This is a genomic window from Phytobacter sp. RSE-02 (assembly GCF_040578655.1).
GTDB lineage: Bacteria > Pseudomonadota > Gammaproteobacteria > Enterobacterales > Enterobacteriaceae > Phytobacter > Phytobacter diazotrophicus.
The window spans coordinates 136318-155918 of the sequence record NZ_JBEULY010000009.1; the positions used below are offsets into that span (position 1 = coordinate 136318).

19 protein-coding genes are annotated in these 19601 nt (G+C 56.5%); 14 read left to right on the forward strand and 5 right to left on the reverse strand.

What is annotated here, in order from left to right; genetic code table 11:
• The first annotated feature begins 2 nt into the window (after nucleotides 1-2).
• The 12 genes from ABU190_RS18720 (at nucleotide 3) to rlmB (ending at nucleotide 11658) form a co-directional block, all read left to right on the forward strand.
• A complete protein-coding gene (locus ABU190_RS18720) occupies nucleotides 3-1019 on the forward strand; it encodes a D-cysteine desulfhydrase (RefSeq protein ID WP_354692116.1) in 1017 nt (338 codons plus the stop codon).
• Complete coding sequence (locus ABU190_RS18725; protein WP_354692117.1) at nucleotides 1012-1737, forward strand: amino acid racemase; 726 nt, start codon at nucleotides 1012-1014, stop codon at nucleotides 1735-1737. The genes ABU190_RS18720 and ABU190_RS18725 overlap by 8 nt, the downstream gene beginning before the upstream one ends.
• Nucleotides 1738-1812: 75 nt before the next feature.
• Nucleotides 1813-2814, forward strand: a complete 1002-nt coding sequence (locus tag ABU190_RS18730) for a glycine betaine ABC transporter substrate-binding protein (protein ID WP_354692118.1) — start codon at nucleotides 1813-1815, stop codon at nucleotides 2812-2814.
• A complete protein-coding gene (locus ABU190_RS18735) occupies nucleotides 2811-3581 on the forward strand; it encodes an ABC transporter permease (protein ID WP_079497688.1) in 771 nt (256 codons plus the stop codon). The genes ABU190_RS18730 and ABU190_RS18735 overlap by 4 nt, the downstream gene beginning before the upstream one ends.
• A complete protein-coding gene (locus ABU190_RS18740) occupies nucleotides 3581-4357 on the forward strand; it encodes an ABC transporter ATP-binding protein (protein WP_354692119.1) in 777 nt (258 codons plus the stop codon). The genes ABU190_RS18735 and ABU190_RS18740 overlap by 1 nt, the downstream gene beginning before the upstream one ends.
• Nucleotides 4358-4411: 54 nt before the next feature.
• Nucleotides 4412-5629 carry a M20 family metallopeptidase gene (locus ABU190_RS18745; RefSeq protein ID WP_071193469.1) on the forward strand — a complete coding sequence of 406 codons (1218 nt, stop codon included), beginning with the start codon at nucleotides 4412-4414 and terminating at the stop codon, nucleotides 5627-5629.
• A gap of 23 nt (nucleotides 5630-5652) precedes the next feature.
• A complete protein-coding gene (locus ABU190_RS18750; protein ID WP_193794947.1) occupies nucleotides 5653-7215 on the forward strand; it encodes an ABC transporter substrate-binding protein in 1563 nt (520 codons plus the stop codon).
• Nucleotides 7216-7227: 12 nt separating this feature from the next.
• On the forward strand, nucleotides 7228-8184 hold the full coding sequence (locus tag ABU190_RS18755; RefSeq protein ID WP_071193471.1) for an ABC transporter permease: 957 nt from the start codon (nucleotides 7228-7230) through the stop codon (nucleotides 8182-8184).
• Nucleotides 8184-9041, forward strand: a complete 858-nt coding sequence (locus tag ABU190_RS18760; RefSeq protein WP_071193472.1) for an ABC transporter permease — start codon at nucleotides 8184-8186, stop codon at nucleotides 9039-9041. The genes ABU190_RS18755 and ABU190_RS18760 overlap by 1 nt, the downstream gene beginning before the upstream one ends.
• Nucleotides 9034-10026, forward strand: coding sequence for an ABC transporter ATP-binding protein (locus ABU190_RS18765; protein WP_354692120.1), 993 nt, complete (start codon nucleotides 9034-9036; stop codon nucleotides 10024-10026). Before ABU190_RS18760 ends, ABU190_RS18765 begins: the two co-directional genes overlap by 8 nt.
• Nucleotides 10023-10820 carry an ATP-binding cassette domain-containing protein gene (locus ABU190_RS18770; protein ID WP_354692121.1) on the forward strand — a complete coding sequence of 266 codons (798 nt, stop codon included), beginning with the start codon at nucleotides 10023-10025 and terminating at the stop codon, nucleotides 10818-10820. The genes ABU190_RS18765 and ABU190_RS18770 overlap by 4 nt, the downstream gene beginning before the upstream one ends.
• Before the next feature lie 103 nt (nucleotides 10821-10923).
• Complete coding sequence (gene rlmB, locus ABU190_RS18775) at nucleotides 10924-11658, forward strand: 23S rRNA (guanosine(2251)-2'-O)-methyltransferase RlmB (protein ID WP_039077803.1); 735 nt, start codon at nucleotides 10924-10926, stop codon at nucleotides 11656-11658.
• Between the two features lie 301 nt (nucleotides 11659-11959).
• Here rlmB and ABU190_RS18780 read toward each other — a convergent pair whose 3' ends face one another.
• Nucleotides 11960-13240, reverse strand: a complete 1281-nt coding sequence (locus ABU190_RS18780; RefSeq protein ID WP_354692122.1) for an MFS transporter — start codon at nucleotides 13238-13240, stop codon at nucleotides 11960-11962.
• Nucleotides 13241-13402: 162 nt separating this feature from the next.
• Here ABU190_RS18780 and ABU190_RS18785 point away from each other — a divergent pair, with 162 nt between their 5' ends.
• Entirely contained in the window at nucleotides 13403-15022 is a 1620-nt protein-coding gene (locus tag ABU190_RS18785) for an isovaleryl-CoA dehydrogenase (protein ID WP_354692123.1), read from the forward strand.
• Here the strand turns inward: ABU190_RS18785 and ABU190_RS18790 are convergent.
• The 3 genes from ABU190_RS18790 to bsmA all read right to left on the reverse strand — a co-directional run bounded on the left by ABU190_RS18790 (nucleotide 15019) and on the right by bsmA (nucleotide 17867).
• On the reverse strand, nucleotides 15019-16953 hold the full coding sequence (locus ABU190_RS18790) for a Cache 3/Cache 2 fusion domain-containing protein (protein ID WP_354692124.1): 1935 nt from the start codon (nucleotides 16951-16953) through the stop codon (nucleotides 15019-15021). The two genes, ABU190_RS18785 and ABU190_RS18790, sit on opposite strands and share 4 nt — an antisense overlap.
• A 173-nt stretch (nucleotides 16954-17126) precedes the next feature.
• Nucleotides 17127-17402, reverse strand: a complete 276-nt coding sequence (gene yjfN / locus ABU190_RS18795) for a DUF1471 family protease activator YjfN (RefSeq protein WP_039077798.1) — start codon at nucleotides 17400-17402, stop codon at nucleotides 17127-17129.
• 135 nt (nucleotides 17403-17537) lie between these two features.
• Nucleotides 17538-17867: a biofilm peroxide resistance protein BsmA gene (gene bsmA / locus ABU190_RS18800; RefSeq protein ID WP_039077797.1), complete on the reverse strand. Its 330-nt coding sequence runs from the start codon at nucleotides 17865-17867 to the stop codon at nucleotides 17538-17540.
• 187 nt (nucleotides 17868-18054) lie between these two features.
• On the opposite strand from bsmA, the gene yjfP reads away from it, so the two are divergent.
• On the forward strand, nucleotides 18055-18804 hold the full coding sequence (yjfP, locus tag ABU190_RS18805; RefSeq protein WP_354692125.1) for an esterase: 750 nt from the start codon (nucleotides 18055-18057) through the stop codon (nucleotides 18802-18804).
• Here the strand turns inward: yjfP and ulaR are convergent, their stop codons facing one another.
• Entirely contained in the window at nucleotides 18805-19560 is a 756-nt protein-coding gene (gene ulaR / locus ABU190_RS18810; protein WP_039077795.1) for an HTH-type transcriptional regulator UlaR, read from the reverse strand.
• Between the last annotated feature and the right edge of the window lie 41 nt (nucleotides 19561-19601).

Here is a 19601-nt window from a genome sequence, read left to right on the forward strand (position 1 = left end):
TTATGCATCTGGCGCGCTTTCCCCGACTTTCGCTCGGCCATTTTCCCACTCCCCTGGAGCCTCTGAATAATCTCTCTGCATTACTCGGTGGTCCGAAAATATGGATCAAGCGCGATGATGCGACAGGGCTTGCCAGCGGCGGCAATAAAACCCGTAAGCTGGAATTTCTGCTGGCCGATGCGCTGGAGAAAAAAGCCGATGTGATCATTACCCAGGGGGCGACCCAGTCTAACCATGTGCGCCAGACCATTGCCGGCGCGGCGAAACTTGGGCTGGCCGCAAAAGTGCTGCTGGAAAAACGCGTTACCGACTTTGGCGAAGACTATCAACGCTCCGGGAATGTCCTGCTGGATGATCTGCTGGGCGGCGAAATCGTTGCCCATCTGCCGGGCGGCACCGATATGCAGCAGGCAATGGAAGAGTATGCCGCGACGCTACGTGAGCAGGGCCATAACCCCTACATCATCCCTGGCGGTGGCTCTAACCCCATTGGTGCGCTGGGTTATGTCGCCTGTGCCGAAGAGTTGCTGTACCAGTCTTCACAGTTACGTTTGCGTATTGATCATGTCGTGCACGCTACCGGCAGTACAGGTACACAAGCCGGGCTGGTCGCCGGGTTTACCGCCACCAACAGCCAGGTGCCTGTGCTGGGGATTAGCGTTCGCGCACCGAAGGCGAAGCAGGAAGAGAACGTCTGGAATCTGGCCTCGCGCACCCTGGCGCTGCTGGGTGTGCCGGGTGAGCTACCGCGTGAGGCGGTGGTGGCGAACAGCGATTACGTCGGTGACGGCTACGGTCTGCCGACCGAGAGTATGCTGGAGGCGCTGACCCTCTTTGCCCGCCATGAAGGCATTCTTCTCGACCCGGTCTATTCCGGGAAAGGGGCTGCCGGGCTTATCGATCTGATTCGTAAAGGCCATTTCCGCAAGAATGAGAACGTGGTGTTTATCCACACCGGTGGTTCCGTTGGTCTGTTTGGCTATCGCCAGGTGCTGGAGGCGCATGCCCGTCATGGCTAAGCCCTTCTTGCTTGGTGTGCTGGGCGGCATGGGGCCGCTCGCCACGCTCGACTTTCAGCACAAATTGCTCGACGCCACACCGGCGCAGAGCGATCAACACCACCTGCCGTCGGTAGTGTGGAATGTGCCGCAAATCGCCGACCGGCAAAAGGCGCTGGCCGGGGCTGGTCCGTCGCCGTTGCCTCAACTGCTTGAGGGCATTGAAAAACTGAATCAGGCGGGGGCGAGCCATATCGCTATTCCTTGCAACACCGCGCACCACTGGTATCCGCAACTGAGTGCCGCCAGTGATGCGCCCATTCTGCATATCGTGGATGCTACCCTGGATGCGCTGTTAACGGCGGCGAAAAAGCCCGAACGTGTCGGCATCATTGCCACCAAAGGGACGCTGGACGCCGGCTGGTTTCAGCAGCGTCTGGCAGCGCAGGGCATTGAATCCATTACGCCTACCGAAGACGAGCTGGCTGAGTGGTTTGTGCCCGGCTGCTATGCGGTGAAGCGCGGCAAACTGGCCGAGGGTGGCGAACTGCTCTCATTGCAGGCGCTGGCGCTGATGGCGCGTGGCGCGCAGCAACTGGTGCTGGCCTGCACGGAAGTCCCGGTGGCTCTGCGTGCGGTGGAAGCGCCGTTTCTGTCACTTACGCACGACCCCGCACAATCGCTGGCCGAACGATGTTCCCGCCTCTGGCAGGACTATCGCCTCACGCAACTGGCATAAAACAACACGCTTTAATTGACTATTTTCCCCTGCTTCGCGGGAAAGATGACTCGCATTTACCTCAAGGAAAAAGAAATGAAAAAAACGCTCGGCATATTACTCGCAGCAGGCAGCCTGTGGGCCAATATCGGTATGGCCGCCAATCCTCCAGAAGTCCGTGTGGCTTATAGCGGCGGCTCGCAGGTATTAATGCTCGCCAAAGCCGACGGCTCTTTAGATAAAGCCTTACACAGCCAGGTGAAATGGGTGCAATTTGCCTCCGGTGCCGATGCCCTTAATTATTTCGCCAGCAATGCGATTGATATTGCCAATTTCGGCTCCAGTCCGGCAACGGCGGGTATTGTCCGTAAATTGCCAGTGGAAATTATTGGTGTTTCAGGCGTCATTGCCAGCTATGAACGTTTAATTGGCAAAGACGGCATCAACACGATTAAAGATATTGAAGGGAAACGCGTGGCCTATCCGCCAAATTCCACGGCGGCTTATGCGCTGGAAGCGGCAATTAGCGTCAATAAACTCGATCGCAGCAAAATAACGCTGTTGCCTTTACGCCCGGCAGAGATGGTGGCAGCGTGGAAACGCGGCGATATTGACGCAGGTTACGTCTGGGCCCCCTTTGCGCAGGAGCTGGAATCCTCCGGCGGTCATCAGGTCTTTGCCACCAAAGATCTGCAGAAAGATGGCTACCTGATTTACAACAACTACGTGGTACGTAAGGCCTTTGCCGAACAGTACCCGGAAACAGTGAGCGCCTTCCTGCGCGTGCATCAGCAGAAAGTCGACGAGTTTAAGAAAGACCCGGAGAGTGCTGCCGCCATCGTTGCGAAAGAAGTGGGTGCACCGGTCACCACCGCCGCCAATACGCTGGGCGGGCTGGAGTACCCAACGCTTACTGAGCAGGGCACTGCGGCCTGGCTGGGTAACGGCACCGACACCACCCATAGCGGCATTGGCAAGGCGCTGACCAAAACCTCTAACTTCCTCGCAGGCATTGGCGAAATTCGTAAGCAGGATATCCCGGACAATTGGGACACGGCGATTGATTCCCGTTACATCCGGGAAGCGGCGGCAAAATGAAAGTAGGTCAGCATATCGCCATCAGCGTGTTTTCGGTGGCGGTTTTCTTCGCGCTCTGGCAACTGGCGGCCACCCGGCAATGGGTGGACCCGCTGTTACTGCCGTCACTCACCGATATTGGCCTGACGGCTGAAGAGCTGCTGGCGGACGGTTACCGCCAGGTCCCACTCTGGCAGCACGTGGCGGTGAGCCTGGCCCGTGCGCTGAGCGCCTTTGCGGTCGCGATTGTGCTGGGTATCCCGCTCGGACTGCTGATGGGGCTGTCACCCGGTTTGTCCGCGGTGCTTAACCCGTTTGTGCAGTTCCTGCGTCCGTTACCGAAAATCGCGCTAATCCCGCTGGCCGTGGTCTGGCTGGGGATAGGGGAAGCGTCGAAATTCTTCCTGATCTTTATCGCCACCTTCCTGAGTGTGGTGGTGGGGGCGTCGGCGGCGGTGGAGCGGATTGGGCGGGCACGCATACGGGTCGCGCAAACGCTGGGCGCCACCAAAGGGCAGATTTTCCTGCGCGTGGTGCTGCCGGATGCCCTGCCGGATCTCTTTACCACCGTCAGGCTCTCTATTGGTATTGGCTGGACCTCGTTGATTGCCGCTGAGATGGTCGCCGCCAGTTCAGGCCTCGGCTGGATGGTCATCAACGCCAGCTCTTATTTACGTACCGATATCGTCATGCTCGGCATCCTGCTCTTGGGCGGGACGGGGTATCTGTTGGATTTATTACTGCTGGGGCTACAACGTCTGTTTGTCCCGTGGGCGGGGAAAGAATAATGAGTGCCATCGCGCTTGAAAATGTCTCCCTCTCTTTTGCGGCTAAACCGCAGCCGTTTACGGTGCTGGAGGGGATAGATCTCACCCTCGATAAAGGGGAGTTTGTCGTGCTGTTAGGCCCGTCGGGCTGCGGCAAATCCACCATTCTCAACCTGGTCGCCGGGTTTACCAAACCGGACAGCGGCCGCGTACTCGCGAGCGGAAAACCGGTGCGGCAGCCGGGGCCGGAGCGCGGCATGATCTTCCAGCAGCCGAACCTGTTCCCGTGGTTGTCGGTGCTGGATAACGTCACCTTTGGCCCACGTCTGGGCCGTTATCAAAAAGAAGAGGTCAATGCACGGGCGCAGGACTGGCTGAATCGCGTTGGCCTGAAAGGTTTTGAGCAGCATGCGCCGTGGCAGCTTTCCGGGGGTATGAAGCAGCGTGTGGCGCTGGCCCGTGCCTGGCTGCCGGGGCCAGAAGTGCTGCTGCTGGATGAACCCTTTGGCGCACTGGATGCACAAACCCGTCTGATGATGCAGGAGCTGCTGCGTGAAGCCTGGCTGACGACCGGCACCACGCTGTTGTTCGTCACCCACGATGTGGAAGAAGCACTGTTTCTGGCCGACCGCATTCTGGTGATGTCGGCCAAACCGGGAAAAATCGTCGAAGAGATTGTCCTGCCCTTTGGCCGCGAGCGCGACATTGAAACGCTGGCGGAGCACCCGCGTTACGGCGAAATCAAGCAGCACATTTTACACCGCGTCCGCCAGGAGGCGAAACGTCATTTAGGTTAACTCCCTGTTCCCGGTGTCGGGAATGAATCAACTGTCATCACTGAGGTGGAAGCAATGAGCACGAGCGAATTACGAGACCGTCTGGAAGAGAGCATTCATCAGCACCGCGACGAGTATGTGGCGATAGCCAAAGATATTCATGCCCATCCCGAAACCGGGAATAACGAGTATTACGCCAACGGGGTGCTGACCCAACTGCTGGAGAAGCATGGTTTTACCGTGACCTCCAACGTGGCCGGGCACGAGACCGCCTTCTACGCCGTCAAAGAGAGCGGCAAACCGGGGCCAACCATTGCGTATCTGGCGGAATACGATGCGCTGATCGACATTGGTCACGCCTGCGGGCACAACATCATTGGCGTCACCAGCATTGCGGCGGCGGTAGCCTTAAGTCAGGTGCTGGATCAGACCGGCGGTAAAGTGGTGGTGCTCGGCACTCCGGCGGAAGAGGGCGGACTGCGCGGTAAAGGCGGCCCGAACGGCAATGTGAAAGCCCGCTTTGTTGAGCATGGCTTCCTTGATGATGTTGATGTCGCACTGATGGTACACCCGGCAGGCAAAACCCGCCTTTCCGGCCCGTCGCTGGCCAACAATCATCTCTATTTCCATTTCTACGGTAAACCTTCCCATGCGGGTAGCTCGCCGCACAAAGGGGTGAACGCGCTGGATGCGCTGGTCCTGCTCTACAACGGTATCAGCGTGCTGCGCCAGCAGTTGCCGGACGGGATTCGCGTCCACGGCATTATCACTAACGGCGGTCAGGCTCCGAACGTGATCCCGGAATACGCTTCCGCCCACTACTACATTCGCGCCCATACCCGCGAAGAGGTGTTGGCGCTTGAGCCGCGCATCCGCGCCATTGCCGAAGGCGTTGCCCTGGCAACCGGCACCACGGTGAAAATTGAGCACCAGGTTGGCCCGCGTGATTTCAATATCAACCACACGCTTAATAACGTGCTACTGGAAGAGTTTACCGCCGCCGGGGAAGAGGTCGAGCTGAAAGAGAAAGAGGGGCTGGGTTCAACGGACGCGGGCGATATCAGCCATGCCGTTCCAACAGGACACCCCTATATCAAAATCGGCCCGGACGATCTTATCGGTCACACCGTGGCATTCCGTGAAGCAGCGAACTCGGTAAAAGGCTACGAAGCCCTGGTCACCGGCGCGCAGGTGCTGGCGCGTACCGGCCTGCGTTTACTGACCGATGCGGCGCTGTTGCAGGAAACCAAAGATGAATTCGCCGGGCGCAGCACTGCGACCCAGGCTGCCTGATATTCGACTGGAGCCACAATATAATGAAAATGCTGTTTTCTGCCGCCGCGCTGATGCTGGCGGCGGTTTTACCTCTGGGGAATGCGCAGGCAGAAACCGTAAACCGGAACGCCACGCTCAATATCGCTTACGGTAACCGTCCGGGAACGCTGGACCCGTATCTCACCACCAACAACGCCACTTCGGATGTGGACCGCCATATCTTCGAGACGCTGTTTACCATTAACGCCCGCTACGAGCCGGTGCCGGAGCTGGTGCAGAGCTACACCCTAAGCGACGATCGCAAAACCTACACCTTCGTATTGCGTGATGGCGTCCACTTCCATGACGGGCAACTGCTCACCGCCGATGACGTGGTGGCGTCCATGAACCGCTGGCTCACTGTGTCGACGCAGGGCAAGGCCAACCTGCCGGGCGTACAGTTCAGCAAAGTCGACGACAAGACCGTCACTTTTACCCTGCCCGCGCCGTCGCTCATTACTCTCAACGTGCTGGCGGACGTGAAAAATATCGCTGCCATCATGCCGAAACGCATTATTGATGAAGCGAACAGCAGCAAAAAACCGGTCACTGAACTGATTGGCACCGGCCCCTACAAGCTGGCGGAATTTAAAGCCGGAGATTATCTGCATCTGACCCGTTACGACCAGTATGTGTCGCGTACCGAAGCGGCCAGCGGGCTGTCCGGGCAGAAAAAAGCAGACGTCAAAGACATCTGGTTCCGCTATATCACCGACGAATCGACCCGCCTGGCGGGGGCGATGACCGGGGAGTATGACCTGGTATTCCAGTTGCCGAAGGACAATATCGATACCCTCGCCAGCGCTCCGGATATTTCGTTGTTCCAGCCGCAAAGCGGTGGTTCGCTTATCACTTATCTGTTTAATAAAAATCAGGGGCCGTTTGCCAACGTCAAGCTGCGCCAGGCGTTTAACCTGGCGCTGGATGTGCATCAGACCCTGCTGGCGGGCTATAGCGATCCGCGCTTCTTTAAAGAGGGACCGTCGCTGGGCTTCCCGGATCAGGTGGACTGGTACAGCGATGCCGGTAAGCCTTACTGGAATCAGCATAAGCTGGATGAGGCACGCAAGCTGGTACAAGAGTCGGGCTATAAAGGCGAAGAGGTGGTGATTATCGCCACCAAAGAGTATGCCGAGCTGTATAACCTGGCGATCGTCGCCCAGCAGGTACTCAAACAGATTGGCGTGAAATCCCGTCTTGATGTTTACGACTGGCCGACGGTGCTGCAGCGCCGCCAGGATCCGAAAAACTTCGATCTCTGTGCGCTGGAGTTCACCATGCGCCAGGTGCTGCATCAGTATCCGTTCCTCGACTCGCGGGCGAAATTCCCGGGATTAAGCGATAGCCCGGAAATTGACGGCGTGCTGGATGCCATCAAACAGGCCGCAACTCTGAAAGAGACGCGTCCGCTGGTGGATAAACTCAACGTCCTGCTCTGGCAGTACCTGCCGGTGATTGTGCTGGGACGCACCACGCCGGATGCGGTCGCCATCAAAAACAACGTTAAAGGTTATCAGGATCTGAGCGGGCCGATTCTGTGGAACCTGAGCGTCACTCAGCCCTGACGGGAGAAGGCGATGAAACGATACCTCTTTCACCGCCTGCTGGCGCTGCTGCCGGTACTGCTGGTGGTCTCGGTGGTGGTGTTCTGTTTGATTCATCTGGCGCCGGGCGATCCGGCGCTGGTTATCCTCGGTAACGATGCCAGCCCGGCTGACATTGCCGCGATGCGCCAACAGATGGGGCTGGACAGGCCGCTGCTGGTGCAGTTTGTCAGTTGGTTTGCTGGCATCTTAACGGGCGACCTCGGTCATTCGCTGTTTCTTAATACCAGCGTGATGACCCTCTTTTTACAGCATCTGACCCCGACGTTGGCGCTGGCGCTTTATGCCCAGGCTATCGCGCTGGTGCTCGGACTACTCGGCGGTGTAGTGAGTGCCTGGCAACATGGCGGTGTCATCGATAAAGCCATTCGTGCGCTCGCCACTTTAGGCATGTCAGTCCCCGGCTTTCTGCTGGGGCTGTTTCTGATCTTCTTTTTTGCCGTCCAGTTGCGCTGGTTCCCGGTGGTGGGGTACCGCTCTACCAACGACTCGCTGTGGCTTAACGTCTGGTATCTCACCTTGCCGGCGTTCGCGCTGGGGTTGCGCATTGCAGCACTGATTGCCCGTATGACCCGGGCGGTGATGCTGGATGTGATGCAGGAGCATTTTATCAGCACGGCGCGGGCGAAAGGGGTGCCGGAACGGCTGGTGCTACTGCGTCATACGCTGCGTAATGCGCTGATCCCGATTCTGACTATTTGTGGGGAGTCCTTCGCCTCGCTGGTGACGGGCACGATTGTTATTGAAAGCGTGTTCGGCATTCCCGGCGTTGGCTCACTGATTGTTGACTCGATAGAACGGCGCGACGTGACGGTGATTCAGGGCGTAGTACTGTTGATTACCGTGTGCTATGTGCTGGTTAATCTGGCGGTGGATCTGCTGAGCTACCTTGCCGATCCACGCTTGTCCGTTGAGGGGGAAAGCCGCTGATGATCGGAAAAAATCCCGGAATCTGGATCTGGCCCGCGCTGTTGCTGGCGATCGTGCTGCTGTCGTTTTTCGCCAGCGCCCTCAGCCCCTACGACCCTTACAGCATTGACCCGCTCAGCCGCCTGAAGCCGCCTTCGTTACAACATTGGTTCGGAACCGACAACTTTGGTCGCGATCTCTTTGTGCGTGTCGCACTGGCGGTGCGCGTGTCGCTGTCAGTGGGTGCGGCGGTGGCGGTGATTGCAGGTGTAACAGGCCTGGCCATCGGTCTGCTGTGCGCCTGGTATCGCCCGGTGGATCGCATTCTGATGCGCGTCTGCGACGGACTCTTTGCCTTCCCGTCGCTGCTGCTGGCGATTGCGATTGTTGGCGTGCTGGGGCCAAAAATCAGCAACGTGGTGCTGGCGTTATCGCTGGTCTACGTGCCGTCGATTGCCCGCGTGATTCGCGGTGCGGCAATGGTCATCAAAGAGAAAAACTTTATTGAAGCGCTGCGGGCGCAGGGGGCATCGGCCTCACGCATTATCTGGCTGCATCTGCTGCCGAATGTGGTGTCGCCGTTTATCGTGCAGGTGAGCTGGGTCTTCTCGGTCGCTATTCTCACCGAGGCGGCGCTCAGTTTTCTCGGTTCCGGCGTGCCCCCGCCGATGCCCAGCCTGGGTAACCTTCTGCTGGAGGGAAAAGCGGTGATCTTTACCGCCTGGTGGATGACCTTCTTCCCCGGCGTGGCCATTGTGCTGCTGATTCTGGGGTTGAATATTATCGGCGACGATCTGCGCGACAGCGCCGACCCTGGCCTGAAACCACTGCCGCGCCGCGTACTGCGCTTGCTGAAACAGGGAGGGCGTCATGGCTGAGACATTGCTACAGGTCAGGCACCTTGAAGTCAATTTCGCCACCCGTCAGGGGGTGATATCCCCCGTGCGCGGCGTCTCTTTTGAGGTTAATGCCCATGAAACGCTGGGCATTATTGGCGAGTCAGGCTGTGGTAAAAGCGTCACCGCCCAGGCCCTGATGGGGCTACTCTCACCCCGCACCACGCGGATTGAAGGAGAGGTGATGCTGGCAGGCCAGGCGTTACATACGCTCTCCGCCAGGGCGCGACGGCAGCGCAGCGGTCGCGATATGGCAATGATTTTCCAGGACCCGCTTGCCAGCCTCAATCCGGTGATGACCGTCGGCTATCAAATTGCGGAAAGTTTACGCTTACATACCACGCTGACGCGTCGCCAGCGGCAGGAAAAAATCCTCAGCTTGCTCGAACAGGTCGGCATACCCGACCCTGCTCGTTGTGCCAGCGCCTGGCCCCATGAGCTCTCCGGCGGGATGCGCCAGCGGGTGATGATCGCGATGGCGATTGCCACCTCCCCGGCGCTGCTGATTGCTGACGAGCCCACCACCGCGCTGGATGCCACTATTCAGGCACAAATCCTCGACTTGCTGGATGACATCAAACAGCAGACGGGCATGGGTATCGTGTTTATTACCCACGATCTCAGCGTAGTGGCGCGGTTGTGCCAGCGTGTAGTGGTGCTCTATGCCGGTCAGGTTGTCGAAGAGACCGACGTACACACGCTTTTTGCCAGCCCGCGCCATCCTTACACGCGGGCGCTGCTGGCGGCTCGTCCATCGGTGGAGCATCAGCCAAAAACCCCGCTGGCAGAAATTCGCGGCCAGGTTCCCTCGCTGCATTATTTACCGGCCGGCTGTACCTATGCCGATCGCTGCCCGCTGGCGCAGCCGCGTTGTCGGGCACAACCGCCAGCGTTGCGAAAGGTAAACGGTGAACATCACAACGTTCGCTGCTGGCGCGCAGACGAAACGGAGGGATTACCGGGATGACGGCACTTTTGCAGGTGAACAACTTATCCAGAACCTTTCACCGACGTGGGCAGACGGTGCTGGCGGTGGACAACGTCAGTTTCTCGATTAACGCCGGGGAAACCTGGGCGCTGGTGGGGGAATCGGGCAGCGGTAAAAGTACCACCGGACGGTTGATTCTGGGGCTGACGCCAGCCTCAGGTGGTGAGGTGCACTTTGAGGGGCAGTCACTGCTGGGGCAAAGTGCCACGCAGTGGCAGCGGGTGCGTCGGGAGATGCAGATGATATTTCAGGACCCGCTCTCCTCCCTCGACCCAAAGCGCAGCATTGGCTACAGCCTGGAGGAGCCGCTTATCATCCACGGTGTCAAAAATCGCAAAGCACAGGTCGCGGAAATGCTGGAGCATGTGGGGCTACGCCCGCAGGATGCCGCCCGCTACCCACATGAATTCTCAGGCGGTCAGCGCCAGCGAATCGGCATTGCCAGGGCGTTGATTCTTAAACCGAAACTCATTATCTGCGATGAGCCCGTCTCCGCACTGGACGTTTCCATTCAGTCGCAAATCCTTAACCTGCTGATGTCACTCCAGCGGGAATACGGGCTGGCCTATCTGTTTATCTCCCACGACTTAAACGTGGTGCGCCATATTGCTGACCATGTGGGGGTGATGTACCGCGGTAAGCTTGTGGAGCAGGGGGAGAGCGAGCGCATCTTCACCCAGCCGACGCAGGACTACACGCGCTATTTACTGAGTGCGCGGCTGCCTGAATACCCGGTGACTCACGAGGCCAGACGCGCGGTGGTGAACGGTTGAACGTTCAGCAGTCGATTTGAAGGCTATGTCGGTTATAATGGGGCGATGTGAATGTCTCACAGCTTCTTTAACCCGGCGATATCGCCTCAAATGAGTACCATTGATGAGTGAAATGATTTACGGCATCCATGCGGTGCAGGCCCTGCTGGAACGCGCTCCGGAGCGTTTTCAGGAAGTCTTTATTCTTAAGGGTCGCGAAGACAAACGCCTGATGCCCCTGATCCATGCGCTGGAAGCGCAGGGTGTCGTGATTCAGGTCGCTAACCGTCAATATCTGGATGAGAAAAGCGAAGGCGCGGTCCATCAGGGCATCATCGCTCGCGTGAAACCGGGTCGTCAGTACCAGGAAAACGATCTGCCGGATCTGATCGCCAGTCTCGATCAGCCTTTCTTCTTGATCCTCGATGGCGTCACCGATCCACACAATCTGGGGGCCTGCCTGCGTAGCGCCGATGCGGCGGGCGTTCACGCTATCATCGTGCCGAAAGACAAATCTGCCCAGTTAAACGCGACCGCCAAAAAAGTGGCCTGCGGTGCGGCGGAAAACGTCCCGCTGATCCGCGTGACCAACCTGGCGCGTACTATGCGGTTGCTGCAGGAAGAGAATATCTGGATTGTTGGCACCGCGGGTGAAGCTGACCACACCCTGTTCCAGAGCAAAATGACCGGCCCGATGGCACTGGTGATGGGTGCGGAAGGTGAGGGGATGCGTCGTCTGACGCGCGAGCATTGCGACGAGCTCATCAGCATTCCGATGGCGGGTAGCGTGTCGTCGCTGAACGTGTCGGTCGCCACCGGTATCTGCCTGTTTGAAGCTGTACGTCAGCGCACAAAATAAACCGCAAAAGGCAACGTAAGTTGCCTTTTTAGTGTTTGCTCCCTCTCCCCGTGGAGGTAAAAGCAAAACGGCAACGTTGGTTGCTGTTTTTAGTGTTTGCTCCCTCTCCCTGTGGAGGTAAAAGCAAAACGGCAACGTTGGTTGCTGTTTTTAGTGTTTGCTCCCTCTCCCTGTGGAGGTAAAAGCAAAACGGCAACGTTAGTTGCTGTTTTTGATGTTTGCTCCCTCTCCCTGTGGGAGAGGGCCGGGGTGAGGGCACCAGACCGCACGACTGCCAGCAAGGTGAGGGCATCAGACCGCACTACTCCTCCAGTGAACGCTGATGATCATCCTTCCTGAGCGTCATCAGCGCAATCACACTCACCACCGCCGTTGCCATCACGTAATATGCCGGAATATCCAGATTCCCCGTCTGCTTAATCAGTCCGGTAATGATTAACCCCGCACAGCCTGAGAAAATCGCATTCGACAGCGAATAGGCAAGCCCCAGGCCGGTATAACGAACCCTGGTCGGGAACATCTCCGCCAGCATGGCGGGCCCAGGCCCTGCCAGCATCCCCACCAGTCCACCAGCAATAAACACCACCATCGCTTTGATAAATATCGTGCTTGATTCCGCCTGTAACACTTTCAGCAGCGGCAACGCCAGGATAAGCAGCAGCACTGCGGCGGTGACCATCACGGTGCGTCGACCAATCCTATCGCTCAGCATGCCGGAGGGGATAATCGTCAGGGCGAACCCGGCATTTGAAATCACCGCAATCAGCAATGCCTGGTTAAAGCCAGTGTGCAGCGCCGACTGAAGGTAGGTCGGCATAATCACCAGATAGGTATAACCCGCCGCTGACCAGACCATCAGACGGCCAATCCCGGTGATAATGGCTTTTAGCGTACTGGCGAAACTGGCCGCCTGAGGAGGCGCGGCCTGCGCTTGCTGATGTACAAAACTGGGTGTCTCTTCCATATGAACGCGAAGCCAGAGCGCAACTCCGCCCATTGGAATGGCGATGAAAAAGGGAATACGCCAGCCCCAGTCATGAAGGGCCTCCGGACTAAGTAATGCTGACAACAATGCTACGACCCCGGCCCCTGCCAGCAGACCGAGGGCGACGGTTAATGACTGCCACGCACCGTACAATCCACGCTTACCCTTTGGGGCAAACTCGGTCATCAGCGAGACGGCCCCGCCATATTCCCCACCGGCAAACAGACCCTGCAAAATGCGCAGGCCGGTAATAAGCAGCGGTGCGGCGACGCCGATACTGGCATATACCGGCACCACGCCAATGGCCGCTGTCGCCAGGGTCATCAGTACGAGGACAATGATCAGCGTTGGCTTACGGCCTATCCGGTCACCCATGCGGCCAAACACCACCGCACCCAACGGACGGAAGAAAAAGGCGACGGCAAAGGCGGCATAGGTCAGGATCAGACTGGTGATAGCAGATTCACCTGCGAGGGTAAAAAAGTTCTTCGCAATCACCGTGGCAAGAAAACCATAGACCGCAAACTCGTACCATTCGATGAAATTACCGATTGAGCCTGCGACCAGCGCTCTTTTTTGTGCATGTGTTGTTGTCATGGGCGTCACCGTTCCTGGTTTCATATCGTTAAGCCTCGCCGCTAAGTGCGGGTAACGCAAACAGAAAGCGCCCATACGCACCGTTTTGTGACCGCTATCGCGGGCGGAACGCCTGCCATCTGCCCATACTTATTGCCGATGCCATTGATGGAGGGCAAACAGATGCACTGGCAAACGCATACCGTTTTTAATCAACCCATCCCCCTGAATAACAGCAATCTTTTCCTTTCTGACCGAGCCCTGTATGACGCTGTTATCCGTGAAGGCGCAGCCTGGGATACTGATTTACTGGCCAGTATCGGCCAGCAATTGGGTACGGCAGAATCGCTGGAGCTCGGCAGGCTGGCCAACGTTAATCCCCCTGAGCTGCTGCGTTATGACCCGACGGGGGCACGACTCGATGATGTACGGTTTCACCCGGCATGGCACTTACTGATGCAAGGCCTGTGCGCCAACCGTGTTCATAACCTGGCATGGGAAGAGGACGCGCGCAGCGGCTCGTTTGTTGCCCGCGCCGCGCGGTTTGTGCTCCATGCACAGGTGGAAGCCGGTTCGTTATGCCCGGTTACCATGACTTTTGCCGCCACGCCGCTATTGCAGCATTCGCTTTCTGCACCTTTCCAGGATTGGCTCAAACCGCTGATGAGCGACCGTTACGACCCGCATCTCGCGCCAGGCAACCAAAAGCGCGGTTTGCTGATTGGCATGGGGATGACGGAAAAACAGGGCGGCTCGGACGTGCTCAGTAATACCACGCGGGCGCAACGCAGCGGTGACAGCTACCGGCTGGTGGGGCACAAATGGTTTTTCTCGGTGCCGCAGAGCGATGCGCATCTGGTTCTGGCGCAGGCGGAAGGCGGACTCTCCTGCTTTTTTGTGCCGCGTTTTTTACCTGACGGACAGCGCAACGGTGTGCGGCTCGAACGTCTGAAAGACAAGCTGGGTAACCGCTCAAATGCCAGCAGCGAAGCAGAATTTTGCGAGGCCAGCGGCTGGCTGGTAGGAGAAGAGGGCGACGGCGTGCGTCAAATCCTCAAAATGGGCGGTCTGACCCGTTTTGACTGTGCGTTGGGGAGCCACGGTCTGATGCGCCGGGCATTTTCCGTGGCCCTGTACCATGCTCATCAGCGTCAGGCATTCGGAAAAAATCTCGTCGACCAGCCAATGATGCGGGAAGTCCTTAGCCGGATGGCGTTGCAACTGGAAGGGCAGACGGCGTTTTTATTTCGCCTTGCCCGTGCCTGGGATGGTCGCACTAAGCCGGAAGAGACGCTTTGGGCGCGGCTGTTTACCCCCGTTGCGAAATTCGCGGTCTGCAAAGCGGGTATGCCCTTTGTTGCCGAAGCCATGGAAGTGCTGGGCGGCATTGGCTATTGCGAGGAGAGCGAGCTTCCACGGCTTTACCGGGAAATGCCGGTGAACAGTATCTGGGAGGGCTCCGGCAATATTATGTGTCTTGATGTCTTACGCGTGCTGGCTAAACAGCAGGGCATCAGTGAGTTGTTGCACGATGCGTTTGGTGCGGTCAAAGGTCAGGACAGGCATTTTGATCGTGCATGGCGTCAGTTACAGCAACAGTTGCGTAAACCTCTTGAGGCGCAAGGGCGGGAGATTACCCGGCAACTGTATCTGCTAGCGACGGGGGCGCAATTGTTGCAGTTTGCTCCCCCGTCAATAGCACAAGCCTGGTGTCGGATGATGCTGGATATACGCGGCGCGTCTGTTGTGGCTGAGCAGGTCCAAAGTGACCTGCTGCTGCGTGCCACGGGCGGTGCCGGTTAGTCCGTTTTCAGACTGAACAGGCGGACCACTTCCGTCAGATGTGCCCCTTTTTCGCGCAGCGTGCCAGCGGTTTGCTCACTGCGCGAAACCCGTCCTGCGTTAATATGCGTGGCTTCACCAATATGCGTCATGGCGATATTGACCTGATTAATCCCTGCCGACTGCTCATGAGAGGCGTTGTTAATCTCGTTAACCAACTGGTTAATGTGGTTCATATGCGCGGTGATAGAGCCCATCGCCTGCCGGGTATTGTTAGATAACGTATGCCCCTCATGGACTTTTTTGAGCGTATCGCTGGTCAACTCGTCGATCTCTTTTACCGCATTGGCGCTGCGGGCTGCCAGCGCTCGTACTTCCTGGGCCACGACGGCAAATCCTTTACCATGTTCCCCGGCGCGAGCGGCTTCAACCGCAGCGTTAAGCGCCAGGATATTGGTCTGGAAGGCGATAGATTCAATCACATGGGTGATGTCGGCAATTCGCTGAGAGGCGGTACGAATCGCGTCCATGGTGGCAACCGCTTCTTCGACGGTTATGCCACCCTTTTGTACTTCCCGGGCGGTTTCATTCACCAGGGACTGCATCTCTTCCATATTGGCGGCATTCTGCTGTAGGGTCGCCGCAAGTTGCTCCATGCTGGCTGAGGTCTCCTCGACGCTGCTGGCCTGCTTGTTAATTTGCTCGCTGATTTCACTGCTGTCGGCGGCAAGCGCATTAGTGCCGTGATGAATATCACTGGCCGATTCACGCACTTGTAAAACAATGGCATGCAAGCCATTGCCTATCCCGTTGATGGCATCAATGAGTTGCCCCACTTCGTCCTGACGTTTGACTTCCAGACTGGCCCGCAGATCGCCCGACGCATAGCGGCTGGCCAGGCCAATGGCATCACGAAGAGGGCGGGTCAGCCAGCGGCGAACAATCACCACAAACAGTGCGGCAAACAGCAGAGAGAGGACCAGCCCGGCTATCAGGAACTGGTTGCGTAACGTGTTGACGTCATTGAGTAATGCCGCCTTGTCGACTTCGCCCACCACCGTCCAGTTCCAGCCGGGCACAGTTATCCATGAGAGCATTTGTCGATGGCCATCGGGGCGCTGCTGTTCCAGCGTACCGGTAGTCTGTTGCAGAACGGTATTCAGATCGCGCTCATCCCACTGCGGGCGTTTACCCTCCTCGCTGGGGTGGAACAGGTAATTACCGTAGTTCTTACCATTATTACGATCCAGTACGTAGAAATGGCCGCTATCGCCAAGCTGGCGTCCGAGGATCTTACTGCGCATGATCTCCCATGAGTGGGTGATGTCCACGCCGACAAATAAGATGGCTATGGTATTGCCGTTGCTATCTTTTACCGGCTGGTATTGCGTGATGTAGCGCTTACCGAATAATAAGGCCAGCCCACGGTAGGTTTCGCCTTTCAACGCCGGAGCAAAAGCCGGGCTGGCTTTGTCCAGTTTCGTGCCTATCGCACGATCGCCATTCTCTTTACGTAACGAGGTAGCAACGCGCACAAAGTCATCGCCACTGCGCACAAACAGTGTGGCGATAGCCCCGGTGCGGGTAAGAAAATCATCAACAATGGCATTGTTTTCATGAAGGTCACTGTCGCCCCCTTTCAGCAAGGGAACGCTAATGCCGTTAATTTCACGGCGTTGCGCCTGATCGATGGTCACAGGTTGAGGCAAAAAACTGCTGAACAGACGGGTATAGCTTTCAACCTCTTCGCTCAGGCTGCTGTTAAACATTTCTACCATATCCTGGACGCCCGTGGACTGGTTATGGAGATCTTCCACCGCCAGCGTTTCCAGTTGTTGGCTGGCTTTATTGCTTAACAGAAAGGTGAAAACCAGGAAAAGCACGGCTACGCTTGTGCCCGTCAAAAGAGAAAGTTTGGTGCCGAGTCCAATGCGACTAAAAAAGGTGCTCATAAAATATCCGCTGAAAAGAATGTCAGCACCTTCAACGGCAATAATTCGATAACATTTAACGTGTCAATGTAACTAAATGTTACTAAAATGTATTGTTTTCGCAACTCTTTGTTAACGATGAAGTAAACAAAAAAGCCACTCTTTAAAAGTGGCTTTTTCGGGTATATGGCATGTCAGGCATAAAGTATGGCCTGCACCCGCCAGTTATCTGCCCGTTGTTCTTCCTGCATCTGAATAATACGGTACCAGGATGCACCCTGTTCGTCTGCCTTCAGCGCGATGACACGCTCCACATCCTGTGGGCTTCCGGAAACGTTGTTGACAGAAATCAGGCCAATTTCATTCAGCCCGGTGACGCAGTCAGCGCTCGCGAACTCTGCTGGCTGCGCTGTTATGCTGGCTAAGCCTGTAGAAAGCAACAGTGAGTTTAAGGCAAGAGATCGTTTCATATCAGCTCCATTCCACGTTACCCCGATTTTTTCCAGGGCACTCCATCGCGCGAAAATTCCATACATTCCATTGTGCACAGGCAAACATAAAAGGACGCAAAGCAGTGTAAATCTTCCTTAAACCCAGACGTTTACTTAATGACGATACAACATAGCCCTTGCATACCAGCGGCCTGGAATGACCGTGTCATCCATCATCAGAATGACGTAGTAATCCGCTTTTTCAGCGGTAGCTCTGGCTTTTATTTCATCTTCAACGTCCATAGGCGAACCCAGCACCGATACGCTAAATGCACCCATTTCATGCAGGTTTTGCGTCTGATTACGACTTATCTCCTGCGGATGATCGCTGACGGGCGGGGCGGGCTGTGGTTTACCTTCCAGCACGCTACATCCACTCAAAAACAGCGCCATAACAAGGGGGAGAAACCAGCGCATCATGTTTTCATGTTTCCTGATAGCCATAGTGTAGTTCCATAATAAACAGGCAAGAGGGGAATGTTCCCAATTTTGCTATTGCCAACATAAGTTTCGAATGAAAATGCGATCGGCGCAGCATCTTTATCACAATGCTAACACTTGATATGTGAACGTTGACTTGCACCTTCGAAGGCGTGATGGCATACCAGCACTATAGATCAAGGAGAGGCCAATGATAGAACTCGATGTACGGCATTTTGCCGGGATTGAAGCATTACACGCGTTCCCGGCGGGAAAAGAGGCACAGCCATTACCCTGTATTGTTTTTTACCACGGATTTACCTCCTCCAAGCTGGTATATAGCTATTTTGCCGTGGCGCTGGCTCAGGCCGGGTTTCGGGTCGTTATGCCTGACGCGCCGGAGCATGGTGCCCGGTTTGACGGTGATGAAACGCGGCGGCTACAGCGTTTCTGGCAAATTTTGCAGGGTAATTTTACGGAGTTTGCGGCGCTGAAAGCGGCGCTGTATCAGCAGGGATTGATCGACAATCAGCGGCTGGGTGTGGGGGGCGCATCGATGGGCGGCATGACGGCGCTCGGTATTATGACGCAGTTTCCGGAGGTCAGAAGCGTTGCCTGCCTGATGGGTTCTGGCTATTTCTCCACCCTGGCGAATTCCCTTTTTCCGCCGCTTGAGGTGACAACACCGGAAGAGCAGACGGCGTTCGACGCGATTGTCGCGCCGTTAGCAAAATGGGATATCAGTGGGCAATTAGCACAGCTTGCCAACCGCCCGCTTTTTCTCTGGCATGGGGAGGAGGACGACGTTGTACCCGCAGCGGAAACATTACGTCTGCAGCAGGCGTTGACGGCTGCACGTCTGGACGAGCAGTTAACCTGCCTGTGGGAAGCAGGCGTAAAACATCGCATAACACCCACCGCCCTGACGGCCACCGTCCGCTTTTTCACCGAGCATCTTTAACTAAACGCGCATCACTTTAACTCCCTGATCCTCAAGTTTTTTGAGGATTTCGGGGTTGGCCTGTTTTCCGGTGATCACCAAATCGATTTGATCGGCGTTACTGAACAGCATACCCGCACGCTCACCGACTTTGCTGCTATCCACCAGAACGACCAGTTTTCCCACCATGTTCAGCATTTTCTGTTCGGCCATGGCCGTCAGCATGTCGGTTTTATAAAGACCTTCTGCCGTCAGCCCTTTGCCGCTGGTAAACATCCAGTGACCGGCATAGAGGCTATTTTCACTGCTTTGCGGGCTCAGGGTGATGGACTGCGTCTTGTTGTACTGTCCACCCATGATGACCACGCTTTCGTGTTCTTGTTCGATGAGATAATTGGCGAGCGGTAGGTAGTTAGTGATGATTTGTACCGGTTTACCGCAGATTTCACGGCCCAACAGGAAGGCAGTTGATCCACAGTTGATCACTACGCTTTCACCCGCGCTAACGAGCTGTGATGCGGCTCTGGCGATACGTACTTTTTCATCGTGATGCAGTGCCTCATGGATATTCATCGGCGACCAGCGCGGACGCTGCTGGCTGATGGCTTCGGCGCCGTTACGCACCTTCTTAAGTTTGCCACTTTCATCCAGCTTGTTGATATCGCGACGTGCGGTTGCAGGAGAAACGCCCAGGCTGGCGATCACTTCTTCAACCGTAATAAAGCCCGTCTGCGACAGTTGATCCAGCAGTATTTGATGTCGTTGCGCTTCCGTCATGAGCTATTCCGATGATTAATGATGTGAAAAGATGATATTTG